The sequence below is a fragment of the Paenibacillus sp. B46(2026) genome (assembly GCF_056786355.1).
In genome coordinates this window covers 404844-430343 of the sequence record NZ_CM165907.1, presented here as the reverse complement: position 1 = coordinate 430343, position 25500 = coordinate 404844, and the positions used below count along the sequence as shown (strand labels likewise).

General features: G+C 42.7%; 23 protein-coding genes and 1 pseudogene. 7 read left to right on the top strand and 17 right to left on the bottom strand.

Features of this window, described 5'->3' with window-relative positions; translation table 11 throughout:
- Positions 1 to 60: 60 nt before the first annotated feature.
- Together AC1S8V_RS02070 and AC1S8V_RS02065 are read right to left on the bottom strand one after the other, a co-directional pair.
- Positions 61 to 249 (bottom strand): Spo0E family sporulation regulatory protein-aspartic acid phosphatase, encoded by a 189-nt coding sequence (locus AC1S8V_RS02070; protein ID WP_347397282.1) that lies wholly within the window; start codon positions 247 to 249, stop codon positions 61 to 63.
- Positions 250 to 439: 190 nt separating this feature from the next.
- The gene (locus tag AC1S8V_RS02065) at positions 440 to 709 is read right to left on the bottom strand and encodes a hypothetical protein (RefSeq protein ID WP_482072224.1); all 270 of its coding nucleotides are present in this window, start codon (positions 707 to 709) and stop codon (positions 440 to 442) included.
- Between the two features lie 192 nt (positions 710 to 901).
- Here AC1S8V_RS02065 and AC1S8V_RS02060 point away from each other — a divergent pair.
- Positions 902 to 1064, top strand: a pseudogene (locus AC1S8V_RS02060) (transposase); the annotation flags it as partial.
- A gap of 124 nt (positions 1065 to 1188) precedes the next feature.
- Here AC1S8V_RS02060 and AC1S8V_RS02055 read toward each other — a convergent pair.
- The 7 genes from AC1S8V_RS02055 to AC1S8V_RS02025 form a co-directional block, all read right to left on the bottom strand.
- On the bottom strand, positions 1189 to 2088 hold the full coding sequence (locus AC1S8V_RS02055; protein ID WP_482072223.1) for an ABC transporter permease: 900 nt from the start codon (positions 2086 to 2088) through the stop codon (positions 1189 to 1191).
- Entirely contained in the window at positions 2081 to 2980 is a 900-nt protein-coding gene (locus tag AC1S8V_RS02050; RefSeq protein WP_482072222.1) for an ATP-binding cassette domain-containing protein, read from the bottom strand. Before AC1S8V_RS02050 ends, AC1S8V_RS02055 begins: the two co-directional genes overlap by 8 nt.
- A gap of 100 nt (positions 2981 to 3080) precedes the next feature.
- Positions 3081 to 3596, bottom strand: coding sequence for a hypothetical protein (locus AC1S8V_RS02045; protein ID WP_482072221.1), 516 nt, complete (start codon positions 3594 to 3596; stop codon positions 3081 to 3083).
- Between the two features lie 492 nt (positions 3597 to 4088).
- The gene (locus AC1S8V_RS02040; protein WP_482072220.1) at positions 4089 to 4268 is read right to left on the bottom strand and encodes an aspartyl-phosphate phosphatase Spo0E family protein; all 180 of its coding nucleotides are present in this window, start codon (positions 4266 to 4268) and stop codon (positions 4089 to 4091) included.
- A 476-nt stretch (positions 4269 to 4744) separates the two neighbouring features.
- Positions 4745 to 6100, bottom strand: a complete 1356-nt coding sequence (locus tag AC1S8V_RS02035) for a helix-turn-helix domain-containing protein (RefSeq protein ID WP_482072219.1) — start codon at positions 6098 to 6100, stop codon at positions 4745 to 4747.
- 30 nt (positions 6101 to 6130) lie between these two features.
- Positions 6131 to 7459 carry a hypothetical protein gene (locus tag AC1S8V_RS02030; protein WP_482072218.1) on the bottom strand — a complete coding sequence of 443 codons (1329 nt, stop codon included), beginning with the start codon at positions 7457 to 7459 and terminating at the stop codon, positions 6131 to 6133.
- A gap of 296 nt (positions 7460 to 7755) precedes the next feature.
- Positions 7756 to 9141, bottom strand: a complete 1386-nt coding sequence (locus AC1S8V_RS02025) for a transcriptional regulator (protein WP_482072217.1) — start codon at positions 9139 to 9141, stop codon at positions 7756 to 7758.
- 264 nt (positions 9142 to 9405) lie between these two features.
- Here AC1S8V_RS02025 and AC1S8V_RS02020 point away from each other — a divergent pair, with 264 nt between their 5' ends.
- A complete protein-coding gene (locus AC1S8V_RS02020; protein ID WP_482072216.1) occupies positions 9406 to 10530 on the top strand; it encodes an LLM class flavin-dependent oxidoreductase in 1125 nt (374 codons plus the stop codon).
- A 100-nt stretch (positions 10531 to 10630) separates the two neighbouring features.
- On the opposite strand, the gene AC1S8V_RS02015 is transcribed toward AC1S8V_RS02020, so the two are convergent.
- Positions 10631 to 11209: a TetR/AcrR family transcriptional regulator gene (locus AC1S8V_RS02015; protein WP_482072215.1), complete on the bottom strand. Its 579-nt coding sequence runs from the start codon at positions 11207 to 11209 to the stop codon at positions 10631 to 10633.
- A 271-nt stretch (positions 11210 to 11480) separates the two neighbouring features.
- Here AC1S8V_RS02015 and AC1S8V_RS02010 point away from each other — a divergent pair, with 271 nt between their 5' ends.
- Complete coding sequence (locus AC1S8V_RS02010) at positions 11481 to 12695, top strand: MFS transporter (protein WP_482072214.1); 1215 nt, start codon at positions 11481 to 11483, stop codon at positions 12693 to 12695.
- A 124-nt stretch (positions 12696 to 12819) separates the two neighbouring features.
- On the opposite strand, the gene AC1S8V_RS02005 is transcribed toward AC1S8V_RS02010, so the two are convergent.
- On the bottom strand, positions 12820 to 13230 hold the full coding sequence (locus tag AC1S8V_RS02005) for a DUF2000 family protein (protein WP_482072213.1): 411 nt from the start codon (positions 13228 to 13230) through the stop codon (positions 12820 to 12822).
- The gene (locus tag AC1S8V_RS02000; RefSeq protein ID WP_482072212.1) at positions 13227 to 13790 is read right to left on the bottom strand and encodes a type 2 periplasmic-binding domain-containing protein; all 564 of its coding nucleotides are present in this window, start codon (positions 13788 to 13790) and stop codon (positions 13227 to 13229) included. Before AC1S8V_RS02000 ends, AC1S8V_RS02005 begins: the two co-directional genes overlap by 4 nt.
- 217 nt (positions 13791 to 14007) lie before the next feature.
- Here AC1S8V_RS02000 and AC1S8V_RS01995 point away from each other — a divergent pair, with 217 nt between their 5' ends.
- The gene (locus AC1S8V_RS01995; RefSeq protein ID WP_482072211.1) at positions 14008 to 15249 is read left to right on the top strand and encodes an ATP-grasp domain-containing protein; all 1242 of its coding nucleotides are present in this window, start codon (positions 14008 to 14010) and stop codon (positions 15247 to 15249) included.
- 66 nt (positions 15250 to 15315) lie between these two features.
- Complete coding sequence (locus AC1S8V_RS01990) at positions 15316 to 16602, top strand: MFS transporter (protein ID WP_482072210.1); 1287 nt, start codon at positions 15316 to 15318, stop codon at positions 16600 to 16602.
- 40 nt (positions 16603 to 16642) lie between these two features.
- On the opposite strand, the gene AC1S8V_RS01985 is transcribed toward AC1S8V_RS01990, so the two are convergent.
- Positions 16643 to 17695, bottom strand: coding sequence for an oxidoreductase (locus AC1S8V_RS01985; protein WP_482072209.1), 1053 nt, complete (start codon positions 17693 to 17695; stop codon positions 16643 to 16645).
- Positions 17696 to 17860: 165 nt separating this feature from the next.
- Between AC1S8V_RS01985 and AC1S8V_RS01980 the strand changes: the two genes are divergently transcribed.
- Positions 17861 to 18724, top strand: a complete 864-nt coding sequence (locus AC1S8V_RS01980) for a LysR family transcriptional regulator (RefSeq protein WP_482072208.1) — start codon at positions 17861 to 17863, stop codon at positions 18722 to 18724.
- A 157-nt stretch (positions 18725 to 18881) separates the two neighbouring features.
- On the opposite strand, the gene AC1S8V_RS01975 is transcribed toward AC1S8V_RS01980, so the two are convergent.
- From AC1S8V_RS01975 to AC1S8V_RS01960, 4 genes are all read right to left on the bottom strand, one after another.
- Complete coding sequence (locus AC1S8V_RS01975) at positions 18882 to 20948, bottom strand: methyl-accepting chemotaxis protein (protein ID WP_482072207.1); 2067 nt, start codon at positions 20946 to 20948, stop codon at positions 18882 to 18884.
- Between the two features lie 234 nt (positions 20949 to 21182).
- On the bottom strand, positions 21183 to 22289 hold the full coding sequence (locus tag AC1S8V_RS01970) for a Glu/Leu/Phe/Val family dehydrogenase (protein WP_482072206.1): 1107 nt from the start codon (positions 22287 to 22289) through the stop codon (positions 21183 to 21185).
- A gap of 253 nt (positions 22290 to 22542) precedes the next feature.
- On the bottom strand, positions 22543 to 23172 hold the full coding sequence (gene cdaS / locus AC1S8V_RS01965; protein WP_482072205.1) for a sporulation-specific diadenylate cyclase CdaS: 630 nt from the start codon (positions 23170 to 23172) through the stop codon (positions 22543 to 22545).
- 210 nt (positions 23173 to 23382) lie between these two features.
- Positions 23383 to 24897, bottom strand: a complete 1515-nt coding sequence (locus tag AC1S8V_RS01960; RefSeq protein ID WP_482074364.1) for a DUF6359 domain-containing protein — start codon at positions 24895 to 24897, stop codon at positions 23383 to 23385.
- A 371-nt stretch (positions 24898 to 25268) separates the two neighbouring features.
- Between AC1S8V_RS01960 and AC1S8V_RS01955 the strand changes: the two genes are divergently transcribed.
- The gene (locus AC1S8V_RS01955) at positions 25269 to 25424 is read left to right on the top strand and encodes a hypothetical protein (RefSeq protein WP_167350941.1); all 156 of its coding nucleotides are present in this window, start codon (positions 25269 to 25271) and stop codon (positions 25422 to 25424) included.
- Positions 25425 to 25500: the final 76 nt, after the last annotated feature.

Below are 25500 nucleotides of genomic sequence, written 5' to 3'. Positions count from 1 at the left end.
AAATCCGCTGAGTTAATCTAGCAAAACAATCAGTTGAATTAGACCAAAAAACCGACTGCATTATGCAATCGGTTGTCTGTTCCTGAGATGGCTTTTATATTTGAATCGATTATATTCATTAATAAGCTCGTCCAGTACCATGGACTGTCGGAGGACTTTGTTGTCCTGCATGCCATGATTCTCCGCCAAACGACTCAATTCATGCCTGTTCCGTTCGATTTGGTCTCTGATCTGTTTCGGTTCACTCACAGCATGCACCCCCTCTTTTTTTAATATTTTAGGATACATTGCCAAAAAATTAACATTATATTCCTTTGCAAAGTAAAATGTTTATTTACAAAAGTTTTCAAAGGAATTCAACCTTTTTCATACTTATATGTTGAACTAAAGATTAAATTGTAAATAAGAAAAAAAGTATTCGGAACCCGAATACTTTTACTTATTTACTTCGTAATGAATTTGCTAAATACAACATTAACATCCCTACAAATATCAATAATATTCCTTCAATTTTATACGACCAAATCTCTGAGTTTATGAAACTACCAAAGATATCAAACGTATCAGACTTTGCATTTTGGTATTCTGCAAGAACCAACATAGCTTTGTTCATACCCCAATCAGTACTTTGAGCAATAAACTGAAATCCAATAACAAATAATACAAATGAACAGATAAGGGCTACTAAGGAAATCATTTTACTTTTCAAATTTAAATTCTCCTTTGATAATATAATATTGGAAAGGGGAACCTAAAAACTCAATTAAAGTAAATATCATCTCAGTCTATTCCATGTTACGTATAATCTCAGCAGATGCTATTTTCCACGTGATATTATTGCGAGTCATCCTAAAAATTAGAGCGTCCGATTTGATATCTGTGATTTGATTTATGTCGTCATAAAAACTGGCAAGAGGAGATCGTGAATTACCATCACTTGTCGTTTTACGAATGCAACAGTGGAAGGAAAGCATAACCTGATTAAAGCTTACCAGCGTCGGCACTACTTCACTCGTAATTGGGCGTGCTACAAAACAGGTATTTTATTCGAATGCAATCAATGATATTTAATAATTGAATAATTTAACCCTAACTTCTAGATTAAGCCCAAAAAAATTGTTTAAAAAAGAGCCTATCTTAGAAATGGCTAATTAATGTTAATTTGAGATGTGGCCGTCTAAAAGATTTCTATGGCATGAGAGTCCTTTGTTTCTTTAAAGCAATCAATGTTACTAACAGGAAAAACATTGTATATGCCAAGGTAAACAGCATGCTTTTAGTTACAGAATAAATGTCAGGCATATCGTAGAATGATACAATTCCTCCATAAGCAGTATCTCTAAATAAAATAGGAAGCATTGATTTTTGAATAAATAAAGGTAAATACTGTCCTAAAGACCAACTATGGAACACTGATGATTCAATAGTTGGGTAGATAAAACCAACTATGATCCCCGCCATTAAACTTTTGCTCAAAACGGTGATGCAACCTGCAAACATCCCCCACAATAATAGACTTATTATAGAACCTAAAATTTGTAGAGAATAATCTTTAATAGTGATTATTTTCGTGTTTACTAAATCCATCGGAAGATTAAAAACAGCTGGAGTGACAAAGCTAAATATAATTCCTACAAGCATTGTCATCAACATAAACAAAAGTATAAATGTAAATATAGCCATAACTTTTGTAAGCAGCACCTCTAAACGCGTCAAGCCTTGAACCCATAATTGTCTGAGCGTAAAGCTACGGTATTCTATTCCAAATATCAGCGCACCAATGATAGAGATTATTATTGGTCCTAGGGCATTTACAGAAGCCAGCGAATAGGGTATTGCCATTTTAGGACTTAAGATAAATAACATCGCTGATAAAGAACTGCTGGAAGTATCCGAACCCCTGATAAATTGATAGGTTTGTTCCTTAGAATATCCACTATTATCCATAAACGCTTGGAATGAGTTTTGAAAATTTGATCCGACACTTAAATATGCATATATAACAAATACCAGGAAGATCACAGTTGACCATATACTGAATGGGTGTTTAATAAGCTTAATGCATTCATTCGTATACGATTTAATCATTATTTCCCTCCTCTATAAGCTGATTGTAAATAGATTCCCATTCTTGTACATGATTCAAAGTAATCCATTCGTTAATAGAAACATTTTTTTGGCGTAATGAATCTTGAAAAGACTCAAATGTACAATTTTTATTAAGCGTAATTTGCCAAGAAAAACGATCTACCATGTTTGCATTCAGTACTTCATCAAGTTCCAAAAGTTCATTCGTGCTAAACTCTGCATTTACTTTTATTTGAATTAATTTTGGTTGCACACCATTATTATAATCAGATATATCTAATTCTTTTTCAATTCGTCCATTAATAATCATACCAAGTCTATTACAGCATTGTTCTATTACATCCCACTCATGACTCGCTATAACAAAACAACATCCTTGATTTGACATATCTTGAATTATTTCAACCAACCTATTATAGGAGTAATTATCGAGTCCATTTGTTGGTTCATCCAAAAGGTAAACTTTCGCTTTCTTTGAAAGAGCAATAGCTAGTCCTAGTCGTTGTTTCTGACCAAAAGACAGCGTCTTCACTTTCTTTTTCATTATTTGTGGTGTAGTCAGATCTAGTTTATTTAATATTTTCAATGCTCTTTCGGGATCAGGGGATAATAATCGCACATTATCGTTACCCGTTAAATGTGAGTAGAAAGAAGTGGGTTGGAATGACATACTCGTTTGGCTAAATTGACTTAATTTTTCTTCAATAAAAATATTTCCTGAGGTTGGTGAGAGGAGTCCAGCTAAGCTGGATAATAAAGTAGTTTTTCCAGAACCATTGATTCCTACCAATGCATAAACATCACCAGTAATGAGAGAAAGTGAAATATCATTTAGTATCAGATCATTTTTAAATTTGATCTTCAAGTTATCTACTTTCAGAATTCTGTTCATATTTAGCTCCTTTCGACGCTCATCCTTTATACCAACAAATACTTGGATAAGGTCATTATATACCCATCCAAGTATTTTTGTTTTTCATATGTTTTCTAGCTTATTGAGCAGTTGAGGTACCGGTCGAAGAAACATTAATTAGAATACGACTTGTAAATTCTGATCCTCCTGCGTGACCCCATGGTGTAGGAATTCCGCTCTCAAATAATACGCCTTGGTTCGTTTGACCAGATGAAGTATATTTATAGTTCCATTTATTCGCTTCGTCTTTGAAACCGTAGAGCGGAGCAGTAAAATTATCTTGCCACAAATTACCGAAATTTGTTACTTTACCGTCATCCCAAGTCCATTGAACAAATGCTTCTTGCGTTGCAACTGTGAGTCCCAATAAATTTTTATAGCTTTTCTGCCAAGAATGAGTTGAAATTGTCGCAAATGTTGAAAATCCATCGTTATTTGCCCCCGGCACTGGGGCTACATATGATTCAGAACCAATAATTGAAGTATCCGGAATTTCCACGTTCTCCGCTGCGAATGTTGGAGCAACACTACCAAATGCTAATCCTGTACTCATAACAGCGACAGACAAAATTTTTAAGATTGAATTTTTTTTCATTTTAAAATTCTCCTTTTTTTTTTGGACTGAAAAACGTTCAAGATCAACCAGCAATACTTCAAAAATTATACATCTAAATATCAATCACCTCCGTTTCCAGAAAAAGAGCAAGAAGCGTCAATCTTTTTATAAAACTGAAATAGATTATAATTGACCCCCCAATAAAACCTTATAATATTTTGCAAAAAATACTAAAAAACTCTTCTTATGAATAAAAACCTATAAATAAAATATTAGAGAGATAAATGTTTATTGGGAATTAATACTCCTCATCCAAAGACTGATTTTATTTATTTAAGCAAAACATTTGTATTTCGATTTCTCCTTTTTAGTTTCATTTTGTACAAAATCTCACATGATCGGTTTCGGTTCTTATTATATGTTCTCTGCAGGAAATTTTAGTTCTTCCTTTACTAATGAATACAACGTTTTTTCACCGGTAACATTTTATATATTTTGGGTTGTCTTAAAATCAGGTATGTGTAATGTATTTCATTTTTTAATATTCATATTCATTTCTGAGGTAAATCGATTATATTCATTAATTAGCTCATCCAACGCCATCGACTGTTCAAGCACTTTAACACTAGGAATTCCATATTGATCTACTAAGCGACTTAACTCTTGCCGACCTTGCTCGATCTGGTCTTTCAAGATACTCCGTTCTCTCATAGCATGTACCCCTCTAGGATATTCTAGAATAAATTAAATCTGAGAACGCTATATAGTTTCGTTAGTGACTACAAGTGCTTTTAAGAACATAATGTATTTTGCATAATTTTGTAAAAATAATTCTTTAGAAAAGACCTTCTGCTCTGCATAGTCATTTCTCAAAATGCAAAACAGCCTAACTCAGAAGCAGTTAGGCTGTTTTGCTTTATTATATATTTATTGACTTAAATACTTGATACGTCTCTTGCTGAGACAAAGTAGCGTGTTGTCTATAAGTCCCGTATACATCAACACATTTTACTGTCATATGATCGTCTTGGTTAAACGTTGAAAGAGATAAGTTATAAAGTATTACATCTATACCGGTTTGATAAACTTTTAGCCTGGATTTATACTTTGCAAGTTCATAATTAAACAACATATACGGAACGCATATTGTGCATCTTCTTCATCGTCCCTTCCCAGATATTTCATCATCAAAAAGTCGGTAAACTTAACTTTTCTATTACATTTTTGTACTTTCTGATCTGTGTTTCATTGGCTTCGCTCCTATACTCCCCGTACAAATCTAAACATTTAATACACATCAGGTCATCTTTACTTGAAGAAGAGAGATCTAAACACATGAGTAAGGCATCAATCCCAAGTAAGTAATTACGTTGTTTTATTTGATAATATCCCAATTCATAATAAAAATCTTGATGCACGCGGTTAAACATTTGATCGTTATAACCACCTTTAAAGTGCATGTCTGTATTAAACAATTTGATCTGATTCTTAAATCTATCTAAAGCAAAGTCAATGTTAAAAGAATACTGATTAGCTGCTTGCAAAATATTAACGAATCCAGCTAATATTTCTGACGGGTTGTTTTCGATATAATCCAAATAAGAATCGATTACATTTTCTTGACCAAGCATTAATTGGGAGGCATATTGATTCCCTTCCCCCCATACTCGGAACAAATCTATTATTTGTTGATCCTCTTGTGTAGGATTCCCAACCTCAACTATTTCCAAGTATTTTTCTGTATACTTTAGGACATTTTCATATTCCTTACGGGCATCATAAACGCTTGATATTAATAAGTTTGCATAGGCTATATATGTAAAAAGAGGATAGGTTGTTAGCCTTTTTTTATTTTTTCGCCTACGAGATTGAATTTTTAATTGAAATTCTGCTTTCCGTTCCAGTTCCCGTGCCCATGCATCGACCTTGTCCCACAAATGTATCGTATTATACACGTTAGCCAAGTCTTTAATTGCATCCAATTGCACTTCTTCATTTAATTTATCAATATAAGGCTCGAACTTAACCGCCGCATTGAGATTATCAAATTTACTCAGTGTTTTATGAAGTAGGAAAATACGGTACTGGCAAAGGGCCAACCGCTCCGAGTGTTGATACTTCTCACTATCGGCCACACATTCATATAAAATGAGTGCCGCTTCATTCATGCTTTTACTATAGAGACTCTCTGCCACATCAAATAACTCGTCAATATAGGATTGATCATCTGTCACATGAGTAATGACTTGTTGAATAATATCCAGCTTGCCAATCTCAGCACAACGATATATAAACGGTTCTAAGCGTCTCCAATGGGGTGCAGATTCAATAAAACACTCCACACCATACATATCATAAAAGTACCCCTGTTCTAAATCCATTGCTGATGTTATTTGGTCTAGTTGGTTCATTGAAATAAGTCTGGTTCCCTTGATGATAGCACTTAATGTACCGACATTAATGTCAGCGATTTCTGAAAAATGCTGTAGTTTATATCCCTTATCCTTTAAGTGATTTTCAATATAGAAACGTATTTTGGGCATCGTCTTCATCGTCCTTCCCCATATATTTCACTATTGAAAAGTTGGTACACTTAATTTATCTATTAGTTTTGTATACTGCTCTTCCTGGGTCTTACTGGCGTGATTTCTATACTTTCCATATAAGTCAATGCACTTGATACACATCATGTCATCATTACTTGAGACAGAACGTTCGAAACTAGTAATTAAATGTTCGATCCCCTGCTGAATTTGGTTTTGATTTAATTTGTATTTTGCTAGTTCGTAGAATAAGCGTATATATCTAAGATTCAACGCCTGTTCGTTATATGTCCCTTTTAAATATTTCTCTATTCTAATGTCATTGATGTGATTTTTGAATCTATCTAATGCATTGTCAATATCGTATGAGCACTGGTTAGCAGCCTTCACAATATATACGAATGCTGTTAAGATTTCTTTAGGATTGGCATCCAGATAGTTTAGGTAATCATCTAACATATCAAAATCGCCCAACAATAATGTATATAAATATCGATTGCCCTCAGCCCAACCCTTGAATCGCTCTATCAATTCTTGCTCTTCCTCTGTCGGATTTTTAATTCCGTCCATAATATCCTCATAAACGTCTGTGTATTTTAAAGCCTTCCTGTACTGCTTACGCTTTTCGGATACAGTAGCCTTTAACAAATTCGCATAGGCTTTATAACTGAATACCGGGTAATGTGCAATTCTCAATTTATTTCTCCGCCTGTTGGTTCGAAGAGTAAGCTGAAAGTCAACTCTTTGTTCTAGTTTTTCAGATAGCTCCAAAACTTTATCCCACACATGTATTGTTGCATAAAGGTTTGCTAAATCTTTAATCGCATCCAATTGCATTTCATCATTCAATTTATCAATATAGGGTTCAAACTTTACTGCAGCATTTAAGTTATTGAATTTATTCAATGTTTTATGAAGCAGAAAAATACGGTACTGGCATAAGGCCAAACGCTCGGAGTGTTGATATTTTTCACTGTCTGCCACACATTCATACAAAATAAGAGCTACTTCTTTTAATCCTCTAGCAAAAAAGCTTTCAGCTACATCAAATAATTCTTCTATATATGATCGATCGTCCGTTACATGAGTGATGACTTGTTGTATACAATCCAGCTTACCAAGCTCAGCACACTCATATAGATATGGCTCCAAACGTCTCCAGTGAGGCGATGATTCAATGAAGGATTCCACCCCATAAATCTCATAAAAATATCCTTTTTCTAATCCCATTGCAGAAGTGATCTGATTCAGTTGGTTCATGGATATTGGTCTGCTACCCTTAAGAATAGCACTTAATGTCCCAACATTAATTCCTGTCATATCGGAAAAATGCTGCAACTTGAGATTTTGTTCTCTCATATATTTCTCAATATGTGCTCTTATTGTAGGTACCATTTCCCTTATCACACCTCCATCATCTAATCACTTATAATTCAATAATATATAATAAATGTTATTTTAATCCTGTATTTTACATTGGTCAATCTATGAAAATACAAAAAAAGCTTACTCTCAATACTTGAAAGTAAACCTCATTGACAATTTAATATATCTCTGGCTGTTATAGACTGCCTCCACCATGATGATAAGCTAACATTTGTATAATTACATCACTATCAAAATTACCAATTCCACCAAAATTAATAATCATAAAGCTAAGCAAGATTACATAGAAGATTTTCTTTTTTTTCATAAGATTTCTGAACCTCCATCATTATAAGTTTGTATTGATGCTCGATTTCAGTGTTGCCCATGCTTTTGTACTTTTCATATAAGGAAATACAATGAATGACATCTTTTTGATTATTTAATCTTATAGATTCTGCTAAACAGTGTATAAGCTCCTTCAAACCCTCTCGATATTCATGACGATTCAAGTGATAGAGAGAACGTTCTAACAAAAATGCAGCATACATATCACTTTTCATCTGTTCTGTATATCCTTTTGAATGGTTAATTTCCGAGTTAATTTGATCACTAAACTTATACAAAATCTCATCAATATTTTGTTCAAACTTATTAGCCGCTTCTAAAATATTAACTATTGCAGGTAAAATTTCATCTTCATTTTGTTCAATAAATTCCACGTAAGCAGGTAAAACATTGAAATCACCAATCATTAATTTATATAAATAAGTATTGGCTTCTGTCCAACCAGCAAATTTATCAATAAAAATCTGATCTTCTTCATCCGGTTCAGAGACTTTAGCAAGCTTGGCATAGAGTTCTGTATAGTGCAATGCCTCTTCATAACGTCCCTGCCTTTCACATGACATTGATTTAAGCAAATTGGAATAAGCTCTATATACGAACAAAGGATAGGCGGTAAGTCTATCGCTTTTAGCTATTTTTTTCTTTGTATATGACTGCAAAATTTTCGTTTTCTGATCTAATTCTTCAGCCAGATCAATTACCTTGTCCCAATACCTCAGGGCGAGATACGTATTCCCCAAATCCTTAATCGCATCCAGTTGCCGTTCCTCATCCAGCCGATTAATATATGGCTCAAAGTGCACAGCGGCCCGCAGGTTATCATGTTGATTCTGACCGAGAGATAACGTGAAGATGCGATACTGGCACAGAGCCAGACGTTCCGAGTGTTGATATTTCTCACACTCCGCCACACATTCGTACAACATCCGTGCAGCCTTCGTCTGTCCACGTTCAAGCATGCCTTCGGCCATCTCAAACAACTCCGAGATATACGAGCGATCATCCGTCACTTCCTGAATAACCTTATGAATACATTCCAGCTTGTCCAATTCAGCACAGCGTTGCAGGAATGGTTCCAGTCTCCTCCAATGAGGTGCCGATTCCACGAAACATTCAGCCCCATAAATCTCGTAGAAATACCCCTCTTCCAGCTTCATGCCTTGGGTAATCAGATCCAGTTGCGCCATAGCGATAGGCCGAGTCCCCTTAATAATTGCGCTAAGCGTTCCAGCGTTAACTCCCGATATATCGGCAAAATACTGCAGGGTGTACCCCTGTTTCCTGATGTAGTCCTCAATATATGAGCGTATCGTAGTTGTAGGTTCCATGTATCCCACCTCCACAATGAAAATCCATAATTTTGAATTTATATGATAAGCACAATTTTAATCCTAAATTTTACAGCGGTCAATAAAAATCGTGGCAATTCCCTTCACATTTATGCAAGGAGGCCTCGCTGTTCCTGCTTATAGAAAAAATCCATTAGAAGAATCCGTTAGAACGTGATACATTTAATCCAACTTATATATCCTACTATTTCAATAGGATTATACGACACAGATACTATCAATTCAGTTCGAGGAGAAGGTCAGATGAAATTTGCCTTGTTTAGTCTCATGATGAATCTGCCTAATGCCGTAACCGGGGAAGCTCTGACAACTCAGCAGAAATTCCACAATATATTAGAGCAGGCAAAGCTGGCTGAACGACTGGGTTTCGATGCCTATGGGATCGGTGAACGACACGGTGCGCCTTTTCTATCTTCCTCGCCACCTGTCGTATTAACCGCAATAGTCGCAGCAACCACACGCATTCGGTTACTAACCACCGTCACTGTTCTTAGTATACTTGATCCAGTCCGGGTTGCCGAGGATTATGCCACGTTGGATCAATTATCGGGCGGACGGCTGGAGATGATCATCGGGAAAGGCAATGACCCTCGGCACTATCCGCTGTTTGGCATAAGCGAAGAGGAACAATGGGACTCACTCGATGAACGCTACCATCTGCTAAAACGGCTGTGGTCTGAAGAGAATGTAACCTGGCAGGGAACGTATCGCCCTCCGCTTGAGGGAGTGACCACGTGGCCCAGGCCGCTTCAGCAATCCATCCCAATCTGGCATGGTAGCGCGTCCAGCACGGTCTCGACGGAACTAGCTGCCAAATATGGCGAGCCGCTCTTTACGTCGAATTCTTTTCATCCTCAGGCCAAATACAAAGCGTTAATTGATCATTATCGGGAGCGCCTCGATTATTATGGTCATGATCCGCAGCAAGCAGTGATTGGCTCTGGTGCCGGCAGTCTCTATCTTGCGGATACGGGCGAAGAAGCCATTCGCCGTTATAAGCCATATTATGAAGCGTTCCATGCCACCGCCGCCGCACAGCATAACCAGTCGCCCTTCACCGATCTGGAGGATAACATTGCACGAGGTCCTGCGTTAATCGGCAGTCCGGAGCAGATCATTGAGAAAATTCTGGACTACCATGCCGCTTACGGACATCAGGTGCTGAGTATCAGCGTAGATGGACTGACGCATAGCGAGCAGTTGGAGCAAGTGGAGCGTTTTGCCAAGGAAGTTGCCCCTGTATTACGCCGCGAACTGCCCAGTACGGTATGGAATGAACCCCCGGTGTTAACCCAGCACTCATCCTTCCTTTCCTCTAATGCTACAGATTCATGGCCCACAGCCATCTCACCTATATTCCAGGTCTAACAATCTCCCACGTACAATATACACGTGCTCCTTCCAGGGTGATTCCTACGAATCGCCCTCTTCCCTCTTCCTCCCACTTGTATCGCGACTATCCCTATATCTACTTGGACTTAATGCCTTCAAACAGGGAGTCAAGCAACACATCTACAAACGCATCATCCATCGCTTCCCCCGTCACTAACATGCGATAGAACACCGGTCCATAGATCAGATCAATGTATAATCCAATGTCCACCCCTGTCTTCAATTCGCCACGATCTACACCCTTCTCCAGAATTCCCCATGCTTCACGCCGACGTGGTTGGATATATCTTGTGCGGTATTCTTCCGCAAGCCCATCATCCGACTGCCCTTCTCCGATGATCTGTGTAATCACTTTTCCTTCTCGACTGGTCAAAAAACGAACCAGATTACTCGCATGTATCCGTATATCCTCCAATACCGACCCTGTATCCGGTACTGGCAATCTTGCCGTTGCAGCTGACATATATCCATCCATAATGACGGCGCCTTTGTTCGGCCACCATTTGTAGATAGTGGCTTTGCTCACCTGTGCACGTTCAGCGATCTTCTCGATCGTAACTGCCCCGAATCCGTACTCCAACAGCAACTCATACGATGCTGTAAGAATGGCATTCTGGGTTTCCATGTTACGCGGACGTCCTCTTTTGGCAGTCATCTTGAGCCCTCCTGGAAGTAAATTAATTCATAGTTCTCATCATCAGTCATATTCTTAAAAACGATACGTTCATTATACTAAACTGCGATGAGCACACACAATTACATCCTCCGCTCACTTTTATATTCACAAAAAATTTCAACGCCTATTTACAATACTAAACGTTTAGTTTATTATATGTTTGTAATTAGTGTACGTAACGTTTAGTAATTATCGATTTTTATATTTACTGATTATAGGGACTACTAATTTAGAACTGTGGAGGATGATTATGATGGATATGAGACAACAAGTGAAGAAGGCGCCTGTGCCCACCTGGATTATTTTTTTGCTGGCCTCAGCTTGTGGATTAATCGTGGCAAACCTGTATTATGCTCAGACTGTTATCGGACCGATTAGCATGACCACAGGGCTGTCTTCTGCCGCTGCCGGATTGATTGTAACGTTGACTCAGATTGGTTATGTCATTGGTTTGCTGTTTATCGTGCCGCTCAGTGACATTACCGAGAATCGACGCCTGGTCGTTCTTTTCCTCATCGTACTGGTTGTTGCCCTGATTGCTGCGGCTTTCTCGCCCACCGCTGTTGTATTTCTGACTGCCTCTCTGTTCATTGGTATAGGTTCTGTGGTCGCTCAAATTCTGGTGCCCTATGCGACATATCTTACTTCCGAGGAACAACGCGGACGGGTTGTTGGCAATGTAATGAGTGGTCTGTTGCTGGGCATCATGCTGGCTCGTCCTGTCGCAAGCTTTATCACCAGCCTCTTCGGATGGCAGACGGTCTTTGTATTCTCCGCCATTGTCATAACACTTCTCATGTTGCTCCTATCACGTGCTCTTCCTGCTCGCCAGCCTGAACCCACCTTGAAATACGGGCAATTAATTGTGTCCTTGGGCACACTGTTCAGAACGATGCCACTGCTACGCCGCCGGGCGTTCTATCAGGCCAGTCTGTTTGGTGCTTTCAGCTTGTTCTGGACCACGGTTCCGCTCAGACTGGCTAACGATTTTGATATGTCCCAGCAAGGAATCGCCTGGTTCGCACTGGCTGGTGTCGGAGGCGCTATTGCCGCTCCTATTGCCGGAAGATTGGCAGATCGCGGACTAACACGTATTCTGACGGGTGCTGCCATGGTGATCGCCGCTGCTTCATTCGGTCTTGCTTATGTGTTCCAGAGCCACTCCACGTTGGCATTGATCCTGCTTGTGATCGTGGCGATCACACTGGATATGGCTGTCTCGGGAAATCTGGTGCTGGGTCAACGCATCATCTATTCGTTAGGAAGCGAAGCGAGAGGACGTGTGAATGGCATATTCATGTCGATCTTTTTTGTCGGCGGTGCGATCGGTTCATCCCTTGGAAGCTGGTCTTATGCTAACGGAGGCTGGAATCTCACAACGCTGATTGGCATGATCATGCCGCTGCTCGCTTTGGTGTATTACTTTACGGAAAAGAAAGCTGCCGTTGTCAGCAATCATCTATAAGTGCGATGCCTTCAGGCATCCTTCGTAATCAAAAGCGGACTTTTTGAACAACCTCTATAACAACGATTCTTTCATATGTAAAGAACGGCAGAATGATCTCTAAGATCGGCTTCTGCCCTTTCCCTTATTTCATGACACTGAATTTTTTGGTCGCTGCCCTAACTTGATCATCCTCGCCCCATACAATGACACCTACCACTCTGGTAGCTTCCAATTCCATCGAAGCAATCTCAACCGCATATTGTTCAAATGCATTGTTGAGGGATTGGCCTGTTTGTGAAAAAACAACATGACTCAATCCACCACCGTCAATCGAACAGGATTTGGCAAGGGTGATCAGTTGATTCTCCCCTGCCTTCAGAATGACTGTACTGTAACGGATACCTGCATGCTGAACACCGCTCTGATCCAGCACAGGTTCATCAGAATATAAGGCCCGCTCGTTCAGGGCTGCTTGTCCCATTAACAGGGCGGCCACATTGGCGGCGGCGCCAGGTTCCAGATTTTTATCCAGTATAATAGCAATTCTCTTCATATGACTGCATTCACCCTCTGTGTATTTTGTGTAAAACATACCCATGGCATGTTGATTCCCTCGCGCAACACCTTGTAGGTCACAAGCCCGTAATGATCAGCGCATAGCTGATTCGTGAGCGCAATGGAATTCTCCGTGTTGTGCAGAACCTTTCTACAGGCTTCGGGGTTGGACGATACGGTGCTGTTCTCTCTATAGGTTGTATCAAGTTCAGATAACAAGTATGTGGTTGCTGGATGATGATAGATAATATCGATCTGATCCGGACATACCTCATGGTATCCGGATAGAACCAGCGCAGGAATCTTCTCTACAAAACTCTCAGACACCACCAAATCAGAATCCATGATGAAGCTGTTGAGCTTGGGATATGCCCCAGGGACCAACAGGCAGGAAATTCCCCCCGATTTCAAGTCTTCCGCAGCCGCTTCAAATTCGGGGTATGGCTTGATTCGTTCCGAGTTGCCTAGCTTCTTCGCGATATGCATGCTGCAAGTCAGGAATCCTTCATCGTCTCCCAGCGTTCCCAGTATGGCATATTTCTCTTTAACGATCTCCATTTATTTCTATTTCCTCCTTTTTATTTCTAATCCGCTAAAGATCGTATACCAAAAAATCCCTATTGTCAATTAACACTTTAACGTAACACAAATATGTATTTCCGTTCATATTTCCCGCCAAAAAGTGTATTGAAAATGGAAAATGTTGAGTTATAATGTTATGAAATGAATTTTTACTATTTTTATCATTTTGCTGAAAGGGGATTTACAAGAGCGTATGAAAACGATTGTATACATATCTGATTTCAGGCTACCTACTGGATTAAACTTCGTTAAACCTTTACAGAAATTAGCGGATCACAAGAAAATTCTGATTATTGAACGGTACAATCTGCATCATGCCGAGCGGCTTCAGGATTTCTTCGACGAGATTAGATATGTTGATCATCTGGAATCTGTGGACGCCATCCGGGAACATATAATCCAGATTCGGGAATCCCATTCCATCGAAGCTTTGTTAACGCCGGGAGAGAATGCGATTGAGATCGGCGGCCAGCTCCGTTCCGAGTTCGGCATTCCAGGGATGCAGCGCAATCAGGCTGAAGCCGTCCGCAACAAATGGATTATGAAACAAATGCTGCATCAACGTGGAATTCGGACATCCGAAATTGCCATTGCTCTGCATGAACAGGACTACATCCGTTTCACTGCTGCACATGGGTTCCCCGTTATTGTGAAGCCACTCAGCGGATATGGCAGTATTAATACGTTCAAATTGTCCAGCATGGATGAATTAGTTCAATATCTTCACCATACAAGACAAGCGCAGCAAAGGGATTTGCTGGAGGAATTCATCCACGGTACGGAGTTTCATTGTGATTCCATTGTGTCCAAGGGGAAAGTTGTATTTTCATCCGTTTCCCAATACCTGTATAACTGTCTGGACATTGCGACCAAGCAGAAACCCCCTGCCAGCATTACGTTCCCTGAAGGCACGGAAGCTGATTTTATCCAACACATCAAAGAACTCAATGAACAGGTCATTGCTGCCCTGGGTATCAATCAATCTGTAACACATGCCGAGCTATTTCTAACTCCGGAAGGAGAAGTGGTATTTGGAGAAATTGGTGCAAGAATCGGGGGATCGCATGTTATGCCTCCTTGTATCAAGAACACCCATGGCGTTGATTTCTTCGAAGCTGTCACCGATCTCGAGATTGGAATATATGAGTTTAACCAACAAAAGACAAACAACAAATTCACAGGAATGATCTGCTTCCCTTCACGCGCAGGAGTAATTCAACACATATCCGGAATAGACGATTATGAGGATATACCTGGCATCGTTGAGTTCAATGTATCCTATCAAGTGGGACAGCTCGCCGGAGACGTAAACGATACGATGACCAGATCAGGGTATGCTATCGTGGAGGGTGATTCGTTCGAGGAATTGCGTCAAACCCTGCTGGATATGTACGATCGCTTCAAGATTGAAGTGACGGTTGCTGAAACCGTATAAGATGTACGGATGATCCTTGCCGTTTTTGGTCTGGAGTGACGGTTATCCTGGGGAGGGCTGGAATTATTGTCATTATTCAAAACCTACGCGGGTCTGAGCCGCGATATCTATTATCTCTGTTTAGCCAGAACGATTAACAGCACGGGAGATTTTGTATTCTCCCTGATTACCTTGGTGCTTACGTTGCAGATGGGCATGGATGTGGTCAGTGCAGGGATCTTTGTGTCCATGGCAGCCCTGATTAGCGGACCCGGTGTACTTCTCGGCGGCTATTTAAGCGATCTGATGGGCAAAAAAACAATTATTGTCATCGGGCAACTGTTGTCTGCCATCATGATTATAAGTTGCTCTTTTTGGTCAGACACCATTACCGTTGGTTATCTTCTGATTGCAGTCATGTTCTTCATCAGTATTACCCGGCCTGCTTATAATGCACTGATTATTCAACTGTGTACGGAGGAGAAAGAGCGAAAGTCCGCCTTTTCCCTCATGTATCTGGGGGCCAATCTGGGTATAGCCATTGGACCACTGGTCGCCGGTTTTTTTATCAAGGATCACGTCAACATTGTCTTTATAAGTATCGGTACCGTGTTTCTGATATCTACCTTTATCATCATCAACCAGGTTAAGATCGGCACACGCAAGGAATTGGCATCAACAAGCAGCGAACATGCTGGACAACAACAAGAACAACAACGATTGAGCCAACCGCCTTCACCGTTATTCAGACTACTGCTGAAAAACCCACTCGTTGCCTTCTTCATCGTTGTGTCATTTCTTAACTATTTTATCTATATGCAATACTCATTTAGCCTCCCACTCCAGATGAATCACTCGTTTGGCGAGAACGGGGCAGCCTATTACGGCTCTGTCATGACCATCAATGCCATTAGCGTCATTATTCTTACCACCGTGATCCTGTCCGCTACACGCAAATTAACTGCCCTAAACTCCATAGCTACAGGCGCACTCTTCTATGGAATCGGATTTGGAGCCTTGAACCTGCTCGGAACCTTCCCCCATTTCTCCATCGTCGCCTTATCCACGGTGCTGTGGACCATTGGAGAGATTCTTGTGCAGACCAATATCAACCTGTATATTGCTTCGCGTGTACCCGATACACATCAGGGACGGTTTAATGGCTTGCTGTTATTCGTAGGCTGCCTGGGTTATACACTTAGTCCATATTTGACAGGCATTTTCATCAAAAGCATGGACATGGAAAGTGTATGGATCATTATTCTGGCTTTCAGTCTGTTCTATGCGCTGTGTATGATCATTCTCTGGTATATCGAAAAAAGCTCAACAAGAAGAAACGAAATGGAACCGCTGGATCACTCCAAAAGTATCTGAACCTCAGGGCAGCCTATTCTGCCCTTTTTTTACTTTATTTTCACACCAAAACAGGCAAATGTGCATTCGCATCATACTCGATCAACTGCTGACCCGTATGCAATCTCTGTACCAGATCTGGATTGGCGATAAATGGTCTGCCGAACGCAGCCAAATCTATGCTTCCCTTACCAATAGCGTTCTCCGCGGTCTGAACATCCAAATTGCCCACACCGATGATGATTCCATCCCACCGACTTCGAATCCGCTCGTGAAAAGACTGCTCCCCTTCCCACACTTTCGCATAATGATCTGTCGAGGGATGCAAAATTGTAATTCCCGTCTCGCGGAACAAGTTCAGATATGCATCAATCATTCCAGCTTTGTCTGCCCATACATAGGATGCATCATCGTCCTTTTTCTCGGAGAATCGTACCGATATGCGATCCACACAGATCTCTTTTTTCACAGCCAAAATAATATCCCGCAGGAACCGCAATCTGCCCGCAGTGTCTCCTCCGTATTTGTCTGTTCTGTGGTTGGTCTTCTCATTGATAAACTGGTCGATTAGATACCCATGCGCAGCATGAAGTTCGATCCCGTCGAACCCTGCCAGAACTGCATTGCGGGCGGCCGTCTGAAAATGCTGAATCGTATCCGCTATGTCGTGTGCACTCATCGCTTGGGGAACCTGATACGGCTTATGCAGCTTATGAACCTTTCCCTCTGCCGCAAGGCTGGAAGGTGCCAATGGAGCGGTTCCGATCAGATCGGAGTGGGACAACCTGCCGACATGCCACAGCTGAGCAATAATGGTGCCGCCATGTCTGTGAACAGCATCTGTGACCCTTTTCCAAGAAGCCGTCTGTTCATCTGTATATAAGCCGGGGATGCCATACGTGCCTTTGCCTGCCAAATTCGGAATAATGCCTTCGGTGATGATCAGTCCCACGCCATCCCGCGCACGCTGCTCATAATATGCCACCATCTCATCCGTCACGGTCCCATCCTGATCATCAGCAAATCCCCGGGTCAACGGAGCCATCACAATTCGGTTCCTTAATTGCCACTGATGAATCGTTACCGGGCTTAATAGTGTTGAACGTATATTCATGTTATTCATGTCATATCCCTACTTTCTTCGTCATTAAGGATATTGTACGGCGGCTATGATATATCGTAAAATGATTGAAATATATAGTTGTATCTCTCAGAGAGATACCTAACATCCACATCTGCGGATGCAATGTAAGTTAATCCACGTTCAGGAGGATACAGCATGGAACTTTCCGATATCGATATTGTTCTCGCGGTAGCACGTTCAGGCAAAATCTCACAGGCCGCCAAAGAACTGAATTATGCGCAATCCAATGTCACCACGCGCATCAAAAAACTGGAGCAGGAATATCAAATCCAGCTGTTCAACCGATTTCCCAAAGGCGTTGTACTGACCTCCAAAGGAGAACAGTTCGTCCAGTACGCCACACAGATTCACAACCTTTTACATGATCTGAAGCAGGATATGACCGATCCCGGTGAGCCTTCCGGCACGCTGAAAATCGGCATTGTAGAAACAGCGGCATCCAGCCGCTTTATGGAGATTCTGAATGAATATCAAACAACCTACCCGATGGTGTCCATCTCACTCGTTAACGCCACTTCACCCAAAGTACTGCGCAAGAAAATACAGGACGATGAGATTGATGGTGCCTTTATCAGTGGGGCTTGTGTGAAGGAAGGACTGAAAGTGGAATACGAGATGCAAGACACGGTGCATATCATATCCAAACAGATGGACACACCACCCGAAAGTCTGTGCCAAGTATCTTGGGTTGTTTTCCCCGAGGGCTGCCCGTATCGTGAAATGACCGAAGAATTTTTGCAGGAAGAGGGGCTGTCCGCTCGTAATATCATCGAAGTTAGTACGATGGAAAACCTGCTCAGCTGTGTGGAGTCGGGGATTGCTTTTACCATAATGCCGTGCAATGTTATTCACAAGAAACCGGATGTTTTCTCCGTATTCGATCTCGCAGATCGCTATACTCATACCACGACAACCTTTGTCCGCGGTGAGGATCGTTATGTCAGCAGTGCGCTGGATCAATTCATGAAGCTGCTGAATCAGAAATGCATTACGTTTTAAAGATGACAACTATACCACAACACAACATCACACGGAACATTGCCCTTATTGCGCATTACTTAGATGGGGACAGGGGTGCTGGTTGCAAAACAAAAAACACTCCGAAGAGTGTTTTTTGGTCGTCATTTTTTTCCTCTATACCATATTCAACTAACGCTTACTCCACCTTGAATCGCGCAGCCGATTCGGCCAGCTTTTGCGTCAATTGATCGATCGTATCGACCATGTTAGCCAACTGCTGCACTGTCGAAGATTGCTCCATCATGGTTGCCGTTACTTCCTCAACCGAAGCGGATACCTGCTCTCCTGAAGCGGACAAACTATGGGCTGACTCCAGTACATCATCCTTGTTCTGTAACATCTCTTGCATCTGTCCTGCCATCGTAGCGATCTGTTGGTTAATGACCGTCACCTTCTCCAAAATCATATCAAACGCCTGACGAGTCTGCAAAACAAGCTCATCCTGCCTTGATGAAATGGTGTGAATTTCCGCAACACTTTGGTTGTTCTCGGCTACATCGGCCAGATTCTGCTCGATAATGCTGGAGATCTCTTTGGACTGGCGGGAACTCTGCTCTGCCAGATTGCGAATCTCTTCGGCTACAACTGCAAATCCTCTGCCATGTTCTCCAGCCCGGGATGCTTCGATGGAAGCATTCAATGCGAGCAGGTTGGTCTGCTTGGCAATCTGACTGATGGCTTCCGTGATCTGACTAATACTGCCCGAACTCGTTTGAAGTTTGACCGTAATCTCCGAGATTTTCTCCACTTCCCGCTCGTTCACCTCATTAATACGCATCAATTCATTGACGACTTCATTCCCGTTATGGAATACCGTTTCGATCTCATCTGCTCTCGCCTTCACATCCTGGGCACTGCTGTTCATGGCAGCCACTTTATCGCCAAAGCTGTTGAATTTGCCTGCAATCTGTTCGGTATCTTCGGATTGGGCCTCCATTGCCTTCGCGATCCCCATGGACGTCGCCGATGTCTCATCAATGGATCTTGCCGTCTGTCTGGATGTTTCCTCCAGCTCCTGAGTGCTGGCTTGAAGAACATGGATCGAACTATTCATATCAGTAATCAGGTTTCTGTTCTGCTCCACCATGCCATTGAAGCTCTCCGCCAGGTCCTTGAATTCGCTGTTATACCTACCATTGGCCTTGACGGTCAGATTCCCTTGAGCAAGCTGTTGGAACAGCCCAATCAGACGAATGATAGGTCTCGTAATACTTCGAGAGATCAATAATCCTACGCCAATAGCCAGAGCAACTCCGATCAATGTTACGATAACCATCTGGCGCTGCATATCCTCTAATGGACGTTTGATATCATCATAATCGTCAATAATGACCACGGAGAGATCCGCCTCAGGAATCTGATTAATACGATAGTAGATGTCATCTCGATCCATTGAAGTGACTTTCACTTTGTCAGTGGCTCTGGCCTCGATAATTCCCATCGCTTCCTTGTCCTCTTCCAGCGTTTGTCCCACAATGGAAGGGTCCAGTGAATCATACATGATGATGCCGCTCCGGCTCAGCACTTCAACTCTGCCTTGGGCATTGATTTTAATGTCTCCCAGTTGCCCCAGGAAAAAGCTGCTGTCCACCGACATGGCGAACACACCCAGTATATTCCCCTGTTCATCGGTGATAGGCTCCGAGAATACAATAATGAGCTTCTTGCCAGTCTTAGAGACAACCGCGTCACTGATGAAGGATTTCCCCTGTATGGACTCCTTGAAATATTCCCGATCTCCCCGTGACTGCCCAATGACTTCTGGCATGGTCCCCGCCACCATGGTTCCTTCCTTGTCAAATACGAACAGGTCCGGCTTGGAGCCTTCCGTATCGGATATACTGTCAGTGAGAATCGTATTTGCTCTGTTGAAATATGGATTCTCATCTGTAAAAAAGGTCTCATCTGTCATTTCGTTCGTATCACGCAACTCCAAGAGTTCCTTGAAGGTATTATGCACCGATATGGCATGACTCAATTGTTGTTGAAGCTGCATCGCTGTCCAAAGCCCTTCCCCAAGGCGGTCAGCCATCACATTCATTTCATCCTTGCTTTTCTTGACCACAACATCAGATGAAATCATATAACTTGTGATCGTTGCACCAAGCAGAACCAACACAACCAATACACTGATCATGATTGGCAGCTTGATTTTAAGCGACATATTTTTGATCTTTTGCCCTACCCCTTGTCTTTTCCCCATTTTCCACTTCTCCCCACTTCCCTGAACCATCTTCATCTGAACGATGTATATACATTATCGGAAAAATGCATAGTGGAATTGATGAATTAGGGAGATATTGCCACTGTTTTTCTTTGTTATGTTCTGACAGCAACAAAAAAAACTGCCTGTCAGATCGACAACATCCAATTTCGGAATGGATTTTGCCGATACTTAACAGACAGTTTTCAGAATTACATGATAAATGGATTAAGATTACTTGCGCAATCTCCGAGAACTCAGCGCGTGATGACCATTCTGCAAGAATGTACTGCGCGTATTCTTCATCTGTTCGATCCGTCGCTCGGCCAGACGATCTGCGGCAACATAGGTTGCGATCCCCTCAGTACGCGAGCTCTCGAATATTTTCTCCAGATTGGTGTAGATCTCTCCAATCTTGCTCCACGCCCGATCTACGTTATATCCGTTCAACTCATCCGCAATGTTAATCACGCCACCCGCATTGATGACGTAGTCAGGTGCATATACGATGCCCATATCATATAGTTGATCTCCATGACGGGTCTCCAGCAGCTGGTTGTTCGCACAGCCCGCTACGACCTTTGCCTTGAGCGTCTTGAGCGTATCATCATTAATCGTGCCCCCGAGCGCACATGGTGCATAGATATCACAATCCACACCCGTGATGTCTGCGGGATCAACAGCGGTCGCGCCGAAGCGATCCACAGCCTGCTTGACCGAGTCCTTGTGGATATCCGTAACGATCAGATGCGCACCTTCCTCATACAGATATTTGCACAGATGCATCGCTACATTGCCCACACCTTGGACCGCTATCGTTTTGCCTTCCAGCATATCCGTACCAAATGCCTCTTTGGCTGCTGCCTTGATCCCGCGATATACACCCCAAGCAGTTGCAGGCGATGGATTACCGGATGAACCATAGCTTGCCGAGATGCCTGTCACATAATCGGTTTCCTGATAGATCAGGTTCATATCCTCTTCCGTCGTCCCCACATCTTCGGCCGTGATATAACGTCCGTTCAACCCTTGAATGTATCGGCCAAAAGCCCGAAACATCGCTTCATTTTTGTCACGCCGCGGATCTCCGATAATGACGGTTTTACCGCCGCCCAGATTCAGGCCAGATACCGCATTCTTATATGTCATACCACGGGCAAGGCGCAGGGCATCTTCAATGGCTGCTTCTTCCGAAGCATATGTCCACATCCGCGTGCCTCCCAGCGCAGGGCCCAGTGTTGTGTCGTGTATGGCGATTATTGCTTTTAACCCTGAATTTCGATCCTGGCACAGAACCAGTTCCTCATAATCGTGGTGCTCCATTGCTTCAAACCAACTCATGTGCTAACCGTCTCCTCCAACCATTTTTGCGATCCAATCGCATTGTTCTCTATTCATTGACCATCCTCTATTGTACCCACGAATACCCAGTTTGTGCAAAATCACATCACAATGTTAGAGAAGCATCGATCGATGTTTCTCGTATGGCGGGGTCTATTAATAGAAAAACCTCTCTCCCTTATAGGAGAAAGGTACTCTTCTCATAACTGCTTTAATATAATTGCCCCCAAGCAAGCGACTGAATCGTTCACATTTAAGATAGCGTCTCAACCACATTAATCGGATGCAGATCTCCATCCACCGCGAATGAGGCCTGTCCCGTCTCTTCGGAGACAACCAGTACAACGGCGTCCGTCAATTCACTTAATCCCAGTGCAGCCCGATGACGGGTGCCTATCTTTCGTTCATGCGCTTCCGCCTGCGACAACGGCAGCACATTACCAGCGGATACAATTTGATTGCCACGAATCAACACAGCCCCGTCATGAAGTGGCGCGCCGGGAATGAATAGGGATTCCAGCAACGCATGTGTCACTCTGGCATCCACCGCCACCCCTGAATGAATGATCGACTCCAACGGAGTCTCCCGTTCAATCACAATCAACGCACCATATCTCCGGTCAGACAGATGCTGTACGCTTGATGTTAATTCGGCAAACTTCTCGGTAAAAGGTGACAGGTAACAATCCAGATAAAAAGAAGAGGCGAGCACCTCGATCTGCTTAATCTCCGCTCGAATCTCTGCAAATTGCCCCAACAGACAGACGCTGTCATTGTCAAACCGGGATAACGTCAGATTCATACGCTCTGCTACACGATGGAGGTCTGCCTTGAGCTTCTGCCTCATCGAGGAACTGTCACAGTCTGCTTGCTGAGTCATCATTCGCCGCCTCCTCTGGTTGGGTTGGGCTTCACGCCGCATCATTAGTATCCATACCTTCCCCTCCGGAGCAGTTATTTATGCAATGGCAGGACTGTAGGAGCTAAGCGTCGTCATGATTGTAACGGGTATAACAAGCAAAAAAAGAGCCTGTCCGCAAACATCCACGGTCAGGCCCCATTCGCATGATGATTGATGTCCTGTTTATTTCACTTATTGCGCTTTGCCGTATGAACCTGTCTTAAATGTAGTCGGGTCATACCATTTGTAGCCTGCGGCGGGTGCAGCCCATGGCTCAAGTTGCGGCTCGGTGGACGCAGCTGGAGCTTCGATAGGAAGCAGGCTTGTTGCCGTATCCAATGTCAGTCCTGGCACTTGTGCCAGACTGGTATAGCTCTCTTTGACCGCGAGCCATTTCACGGTATTCACGAGGAAAGTAGCATCATCCACTTCTTTGAATCCATCATAGGTCTTCTTGGTAGCGCCAGTCTCTTCACGTAAATATTTCGGAGTAGCATCTTCCACAGGAGAAGAGTCGCCGATAAATGCAGCTTTGCCCGCACCAATCTTCGCAATGGCAGCATAGGCTCCTTCAGCTCGTCCACCACCATTGTATACGCCCTGATCCACGGCATTGCCCCACTTGGACACGCCACTTGGTACGTACACCAATCCTTTGGCCTTATTCGGGTCCATAATTGCAATGGTTGATCCGGCATGCATGGCTACAGAATTAACGCCAGTGGTAATGCCGAAGGATTGTGCTGGTGCAACGATATCCGATGCGTTCACATCGCCGAGGGCATTATAGCGGAAACGGACACCAAAGTTCGTCGCGAGCCAGTCTGAACTCGTCACACTCTGCATCGCTGGTGATTCGGCTTCAGCCGAAGACATGCCTTTGGCCGGATTCAGGAAGGCACCGCGGCGATAGCCGTTGAATACTTCGGAAGAATCCCAGCGGTTTTTGTTGCGGTCTGCATTATAGTGGTCGGAGATGAAGAAAACACTTCCTCCGTTCTGTACATACTGCACCAACGCAGCTTGCTCAGTCGCTTTGAACGGCACGTTGGCTTCGCCGATGATGAAGACGTGGTAATCTTTCAATTTATTATAGGTGATGGCTTGCTCACCAAATGAATACGGGATGCTGCGTTCCAGCTGATCCACGGCAAAGCCTGCGTTACGCAAACCGTTGGCAAAATCCGAAAATGCCCCGTCAATAATCCAGTCGGCAGCACCTGCTGTCTGGGCGTGGGTATTATCGAACAATACTTTCTTGCCAGTACCGTCCGGCAGTGTAGTGCCCGGGTTCGGTTCTGGATCAGGATTGGTTGTTCCGGAGGAAAGTGTGATGGAAGTTGGATTTTTGACTCCTGCATAGCTGTTGTAGGCACCTAAGGTTCCAGTTACGATGATCTTTTTGCCTACAAGACTCGGATTGGAAGCCAGTCCATATTGCGAACGGAAAGATGCGGGGATCTGTACATCCAATAATCTGGCGTTGGTTCGCTCTGACGCTGAATCTGCAATCAGAACATTGAAATCATTGGCATACGGAGATGTAAACTTCGCGGTAAGTGACCCGGTAGCATGTCCAACAATGATCCCTTCAACTGTTGCCGTTCCTCCACCGCTCTGGGCAGCGATGGCCTGAGATACCGTAAGTGGTGCTGCAGCTTGTACCGGACTTTGCGAACCCGGCCCCAGCAATGCGGTTGCCATCATGATAAAGACCAGGAATGCCCCGATCCAGTGCTGCCATAACGCCTTCTTCATATTCCCTTTCTCCTCCTCCAAATAACCTGATAATGGGTTGTGCTCCTTTAATTTAATGGTTCATATGCTGAATTCCTCTTTCTTTTTGTAAAATTATTGAAAAAGTTTAGAAATTGAGTCTATTTGCCTATGTGCTGTGGATGAGACTTTTTTCTGAAAAAAGTTAAATTCGTTACGGACTTGGGATTGCATTTTGCCATCGTTCATTGCATAATGAGTATATAACTGTGATAATGATTATCATTCTTGAACTTGTCTCTATGTACCTGTCTACTGTATATGATTTTACGATTTTATAGATAAAGGGGAACGAACATCGAATGAATACACCTCTGCAAAAGGCTGACCTGCAGCTTGACGATTATTTGGATCTTCTGAACCTGGCAACCAATCTGGGTGATACGAAATGGCAAAAGGAAATTATTCGCAAGCTGGCGTATACGTATCCCGCAGTTCAATGTAAACAACCACAATAGCACCCGACATACATCATGGATACACAGCATAGCCCATGACCGATTCCTTCGTTGAATCCGTTTTATGGGCTATTTT

Coding starts and splice junctions, on each gene's coding strand:
- cdaS (WP_482072205.1), bottom strand. CDS start 23,172: ATGATGACTCAGCAAGCAGACTGTGACAGTTCCTCGATGAGGCAGAAG.
- AC1S8V_RS02055 (WP_482072223.1), bottom strand. CDS start 2,088: ATGATTAAATCGTATACGAATGAATGCATTAAGCTTATTAAACACCCA.
- AC1S8V_RS02020 (WP_482072216.1), top strand. CDS start 9,406: ATGAAATTTGCCTTGTTTAGTCTCATGATGAATCTGCCTAATGCCGTA.
- AC1S8V_RS01960 (WP_482074364.1), bottom strand. CDS start 24,897: ATGATGGCAACCGCATTGCTGGGGCCGGGTTCGCAAAGTCCGGTACAA.
- AC1S8V_RS01980 (WP_482072208.1), top strand. CDS start 17,861: ATGGAACTTTCCGATATCGATATTGTTCTCGCGGTAGCACGTTCAGGC.
- AC1S8V_RS01955 (WP_167350941.1), top strand. CDS start 25,269: ATGAATACACCTCTGCAAAAGGCTGACCTGCAGCTTGACGATTATTTG.
- AC1S8V_RS02000 (WP_482072212.1), bottom strand. CDS start 13,790: ATGGAGATCGTTAAAGAGAAATATGCCATACTGGGAACGCTGGGAGAC.
- AC1S8V_RS02035 (WP_482072219.1), bottom strand. CDS start 6,100: ATGCCCAAAATACGTTTCTATATTGAAAATCACTTAAAGGATAAGGGA.
- AC1S8V_RS02030 (WP_482072218.1), bottom strand. CDS start 7,459: ATGAGAGAACAAAATCTCAAGTTGCAGCATTTTTCCGATATGACAGGA.
- AC1S8V_RS02040 (WP_482072220.1), bottom strand. CDS start 4,268: ATGAGAGAACGGAGTATCTTGAAAGACCAGATCGAGCAAGGTCGGCAA.
- AC1S8V_RS01975 (WP_482072207.1), bottom strand. CDS start 20,948: ATGGGGAAAAGACAAGGGGTAGGGCAAAAGATCAAAAATATGTCGCTT.
- AC1S8V_RS02010 (WP_482072214.1), top strand. CDS start 11,481: ATGATGGATATGAGACAACAAGTGAAGAAGGCGCCTGTGCCCACCTGG.
- AC1S8V_RS02025 (WP_482072217.1), bottom strand. CDS start 9,141: ATGGAACCTACAACTACGATACGCTCATATATTGAGGACTACATCAGG.
- AC1S8V_RS01985 (WP_482072209.1), bottom strand. CDS start 17,695: ATGAATATACGTTCAACACTATTAAGCCCGGTAACGATTCATCAGTGG.
- AC1S8V_RS02045 (WP_482072221.1), bottom strand. CDS start 3,596: ATGAAAAAAAATTCAATCTTAAAAATTTTGTCTGTCGCTGTTATGAGT.
- AC1S8V_RS02050 (WP_482072222.1), bottom strand. CDS start 2,980: ATGAACAGAATTCTGAAAGTAGATAACTTGAAGATCAAATTTAAAAAT.
- AC1S8V_RS01995 (WP_482072211.1), top strand. CDS start 14,008: ATGAAAACGATTGTATACATATCTGATTTCAGGCTACCTACTGGATTA.
- AC1S8V_RS02015 (WP_482072215.1), bottom strand. CDS start 11,209: ATGACTGCCAAAAGAGGACGTCCGCGTAACATGGAAACCCAGAATGCC.
- AC1S8V_RS02005 (WP_482072213.1), bottom strand. CDS start 13,230: ATGAAGAGAATTGCTATTATACTGGATAAAAATCTGGAACCTGGCGCC.
- AC1S8V_RS01970 (WP_482072206.1), bottom strand. CDS start 22,289: ATGAGTTGGTTTGAAGCAATGGAGCACCACGATTATGAGGAACTGGTT.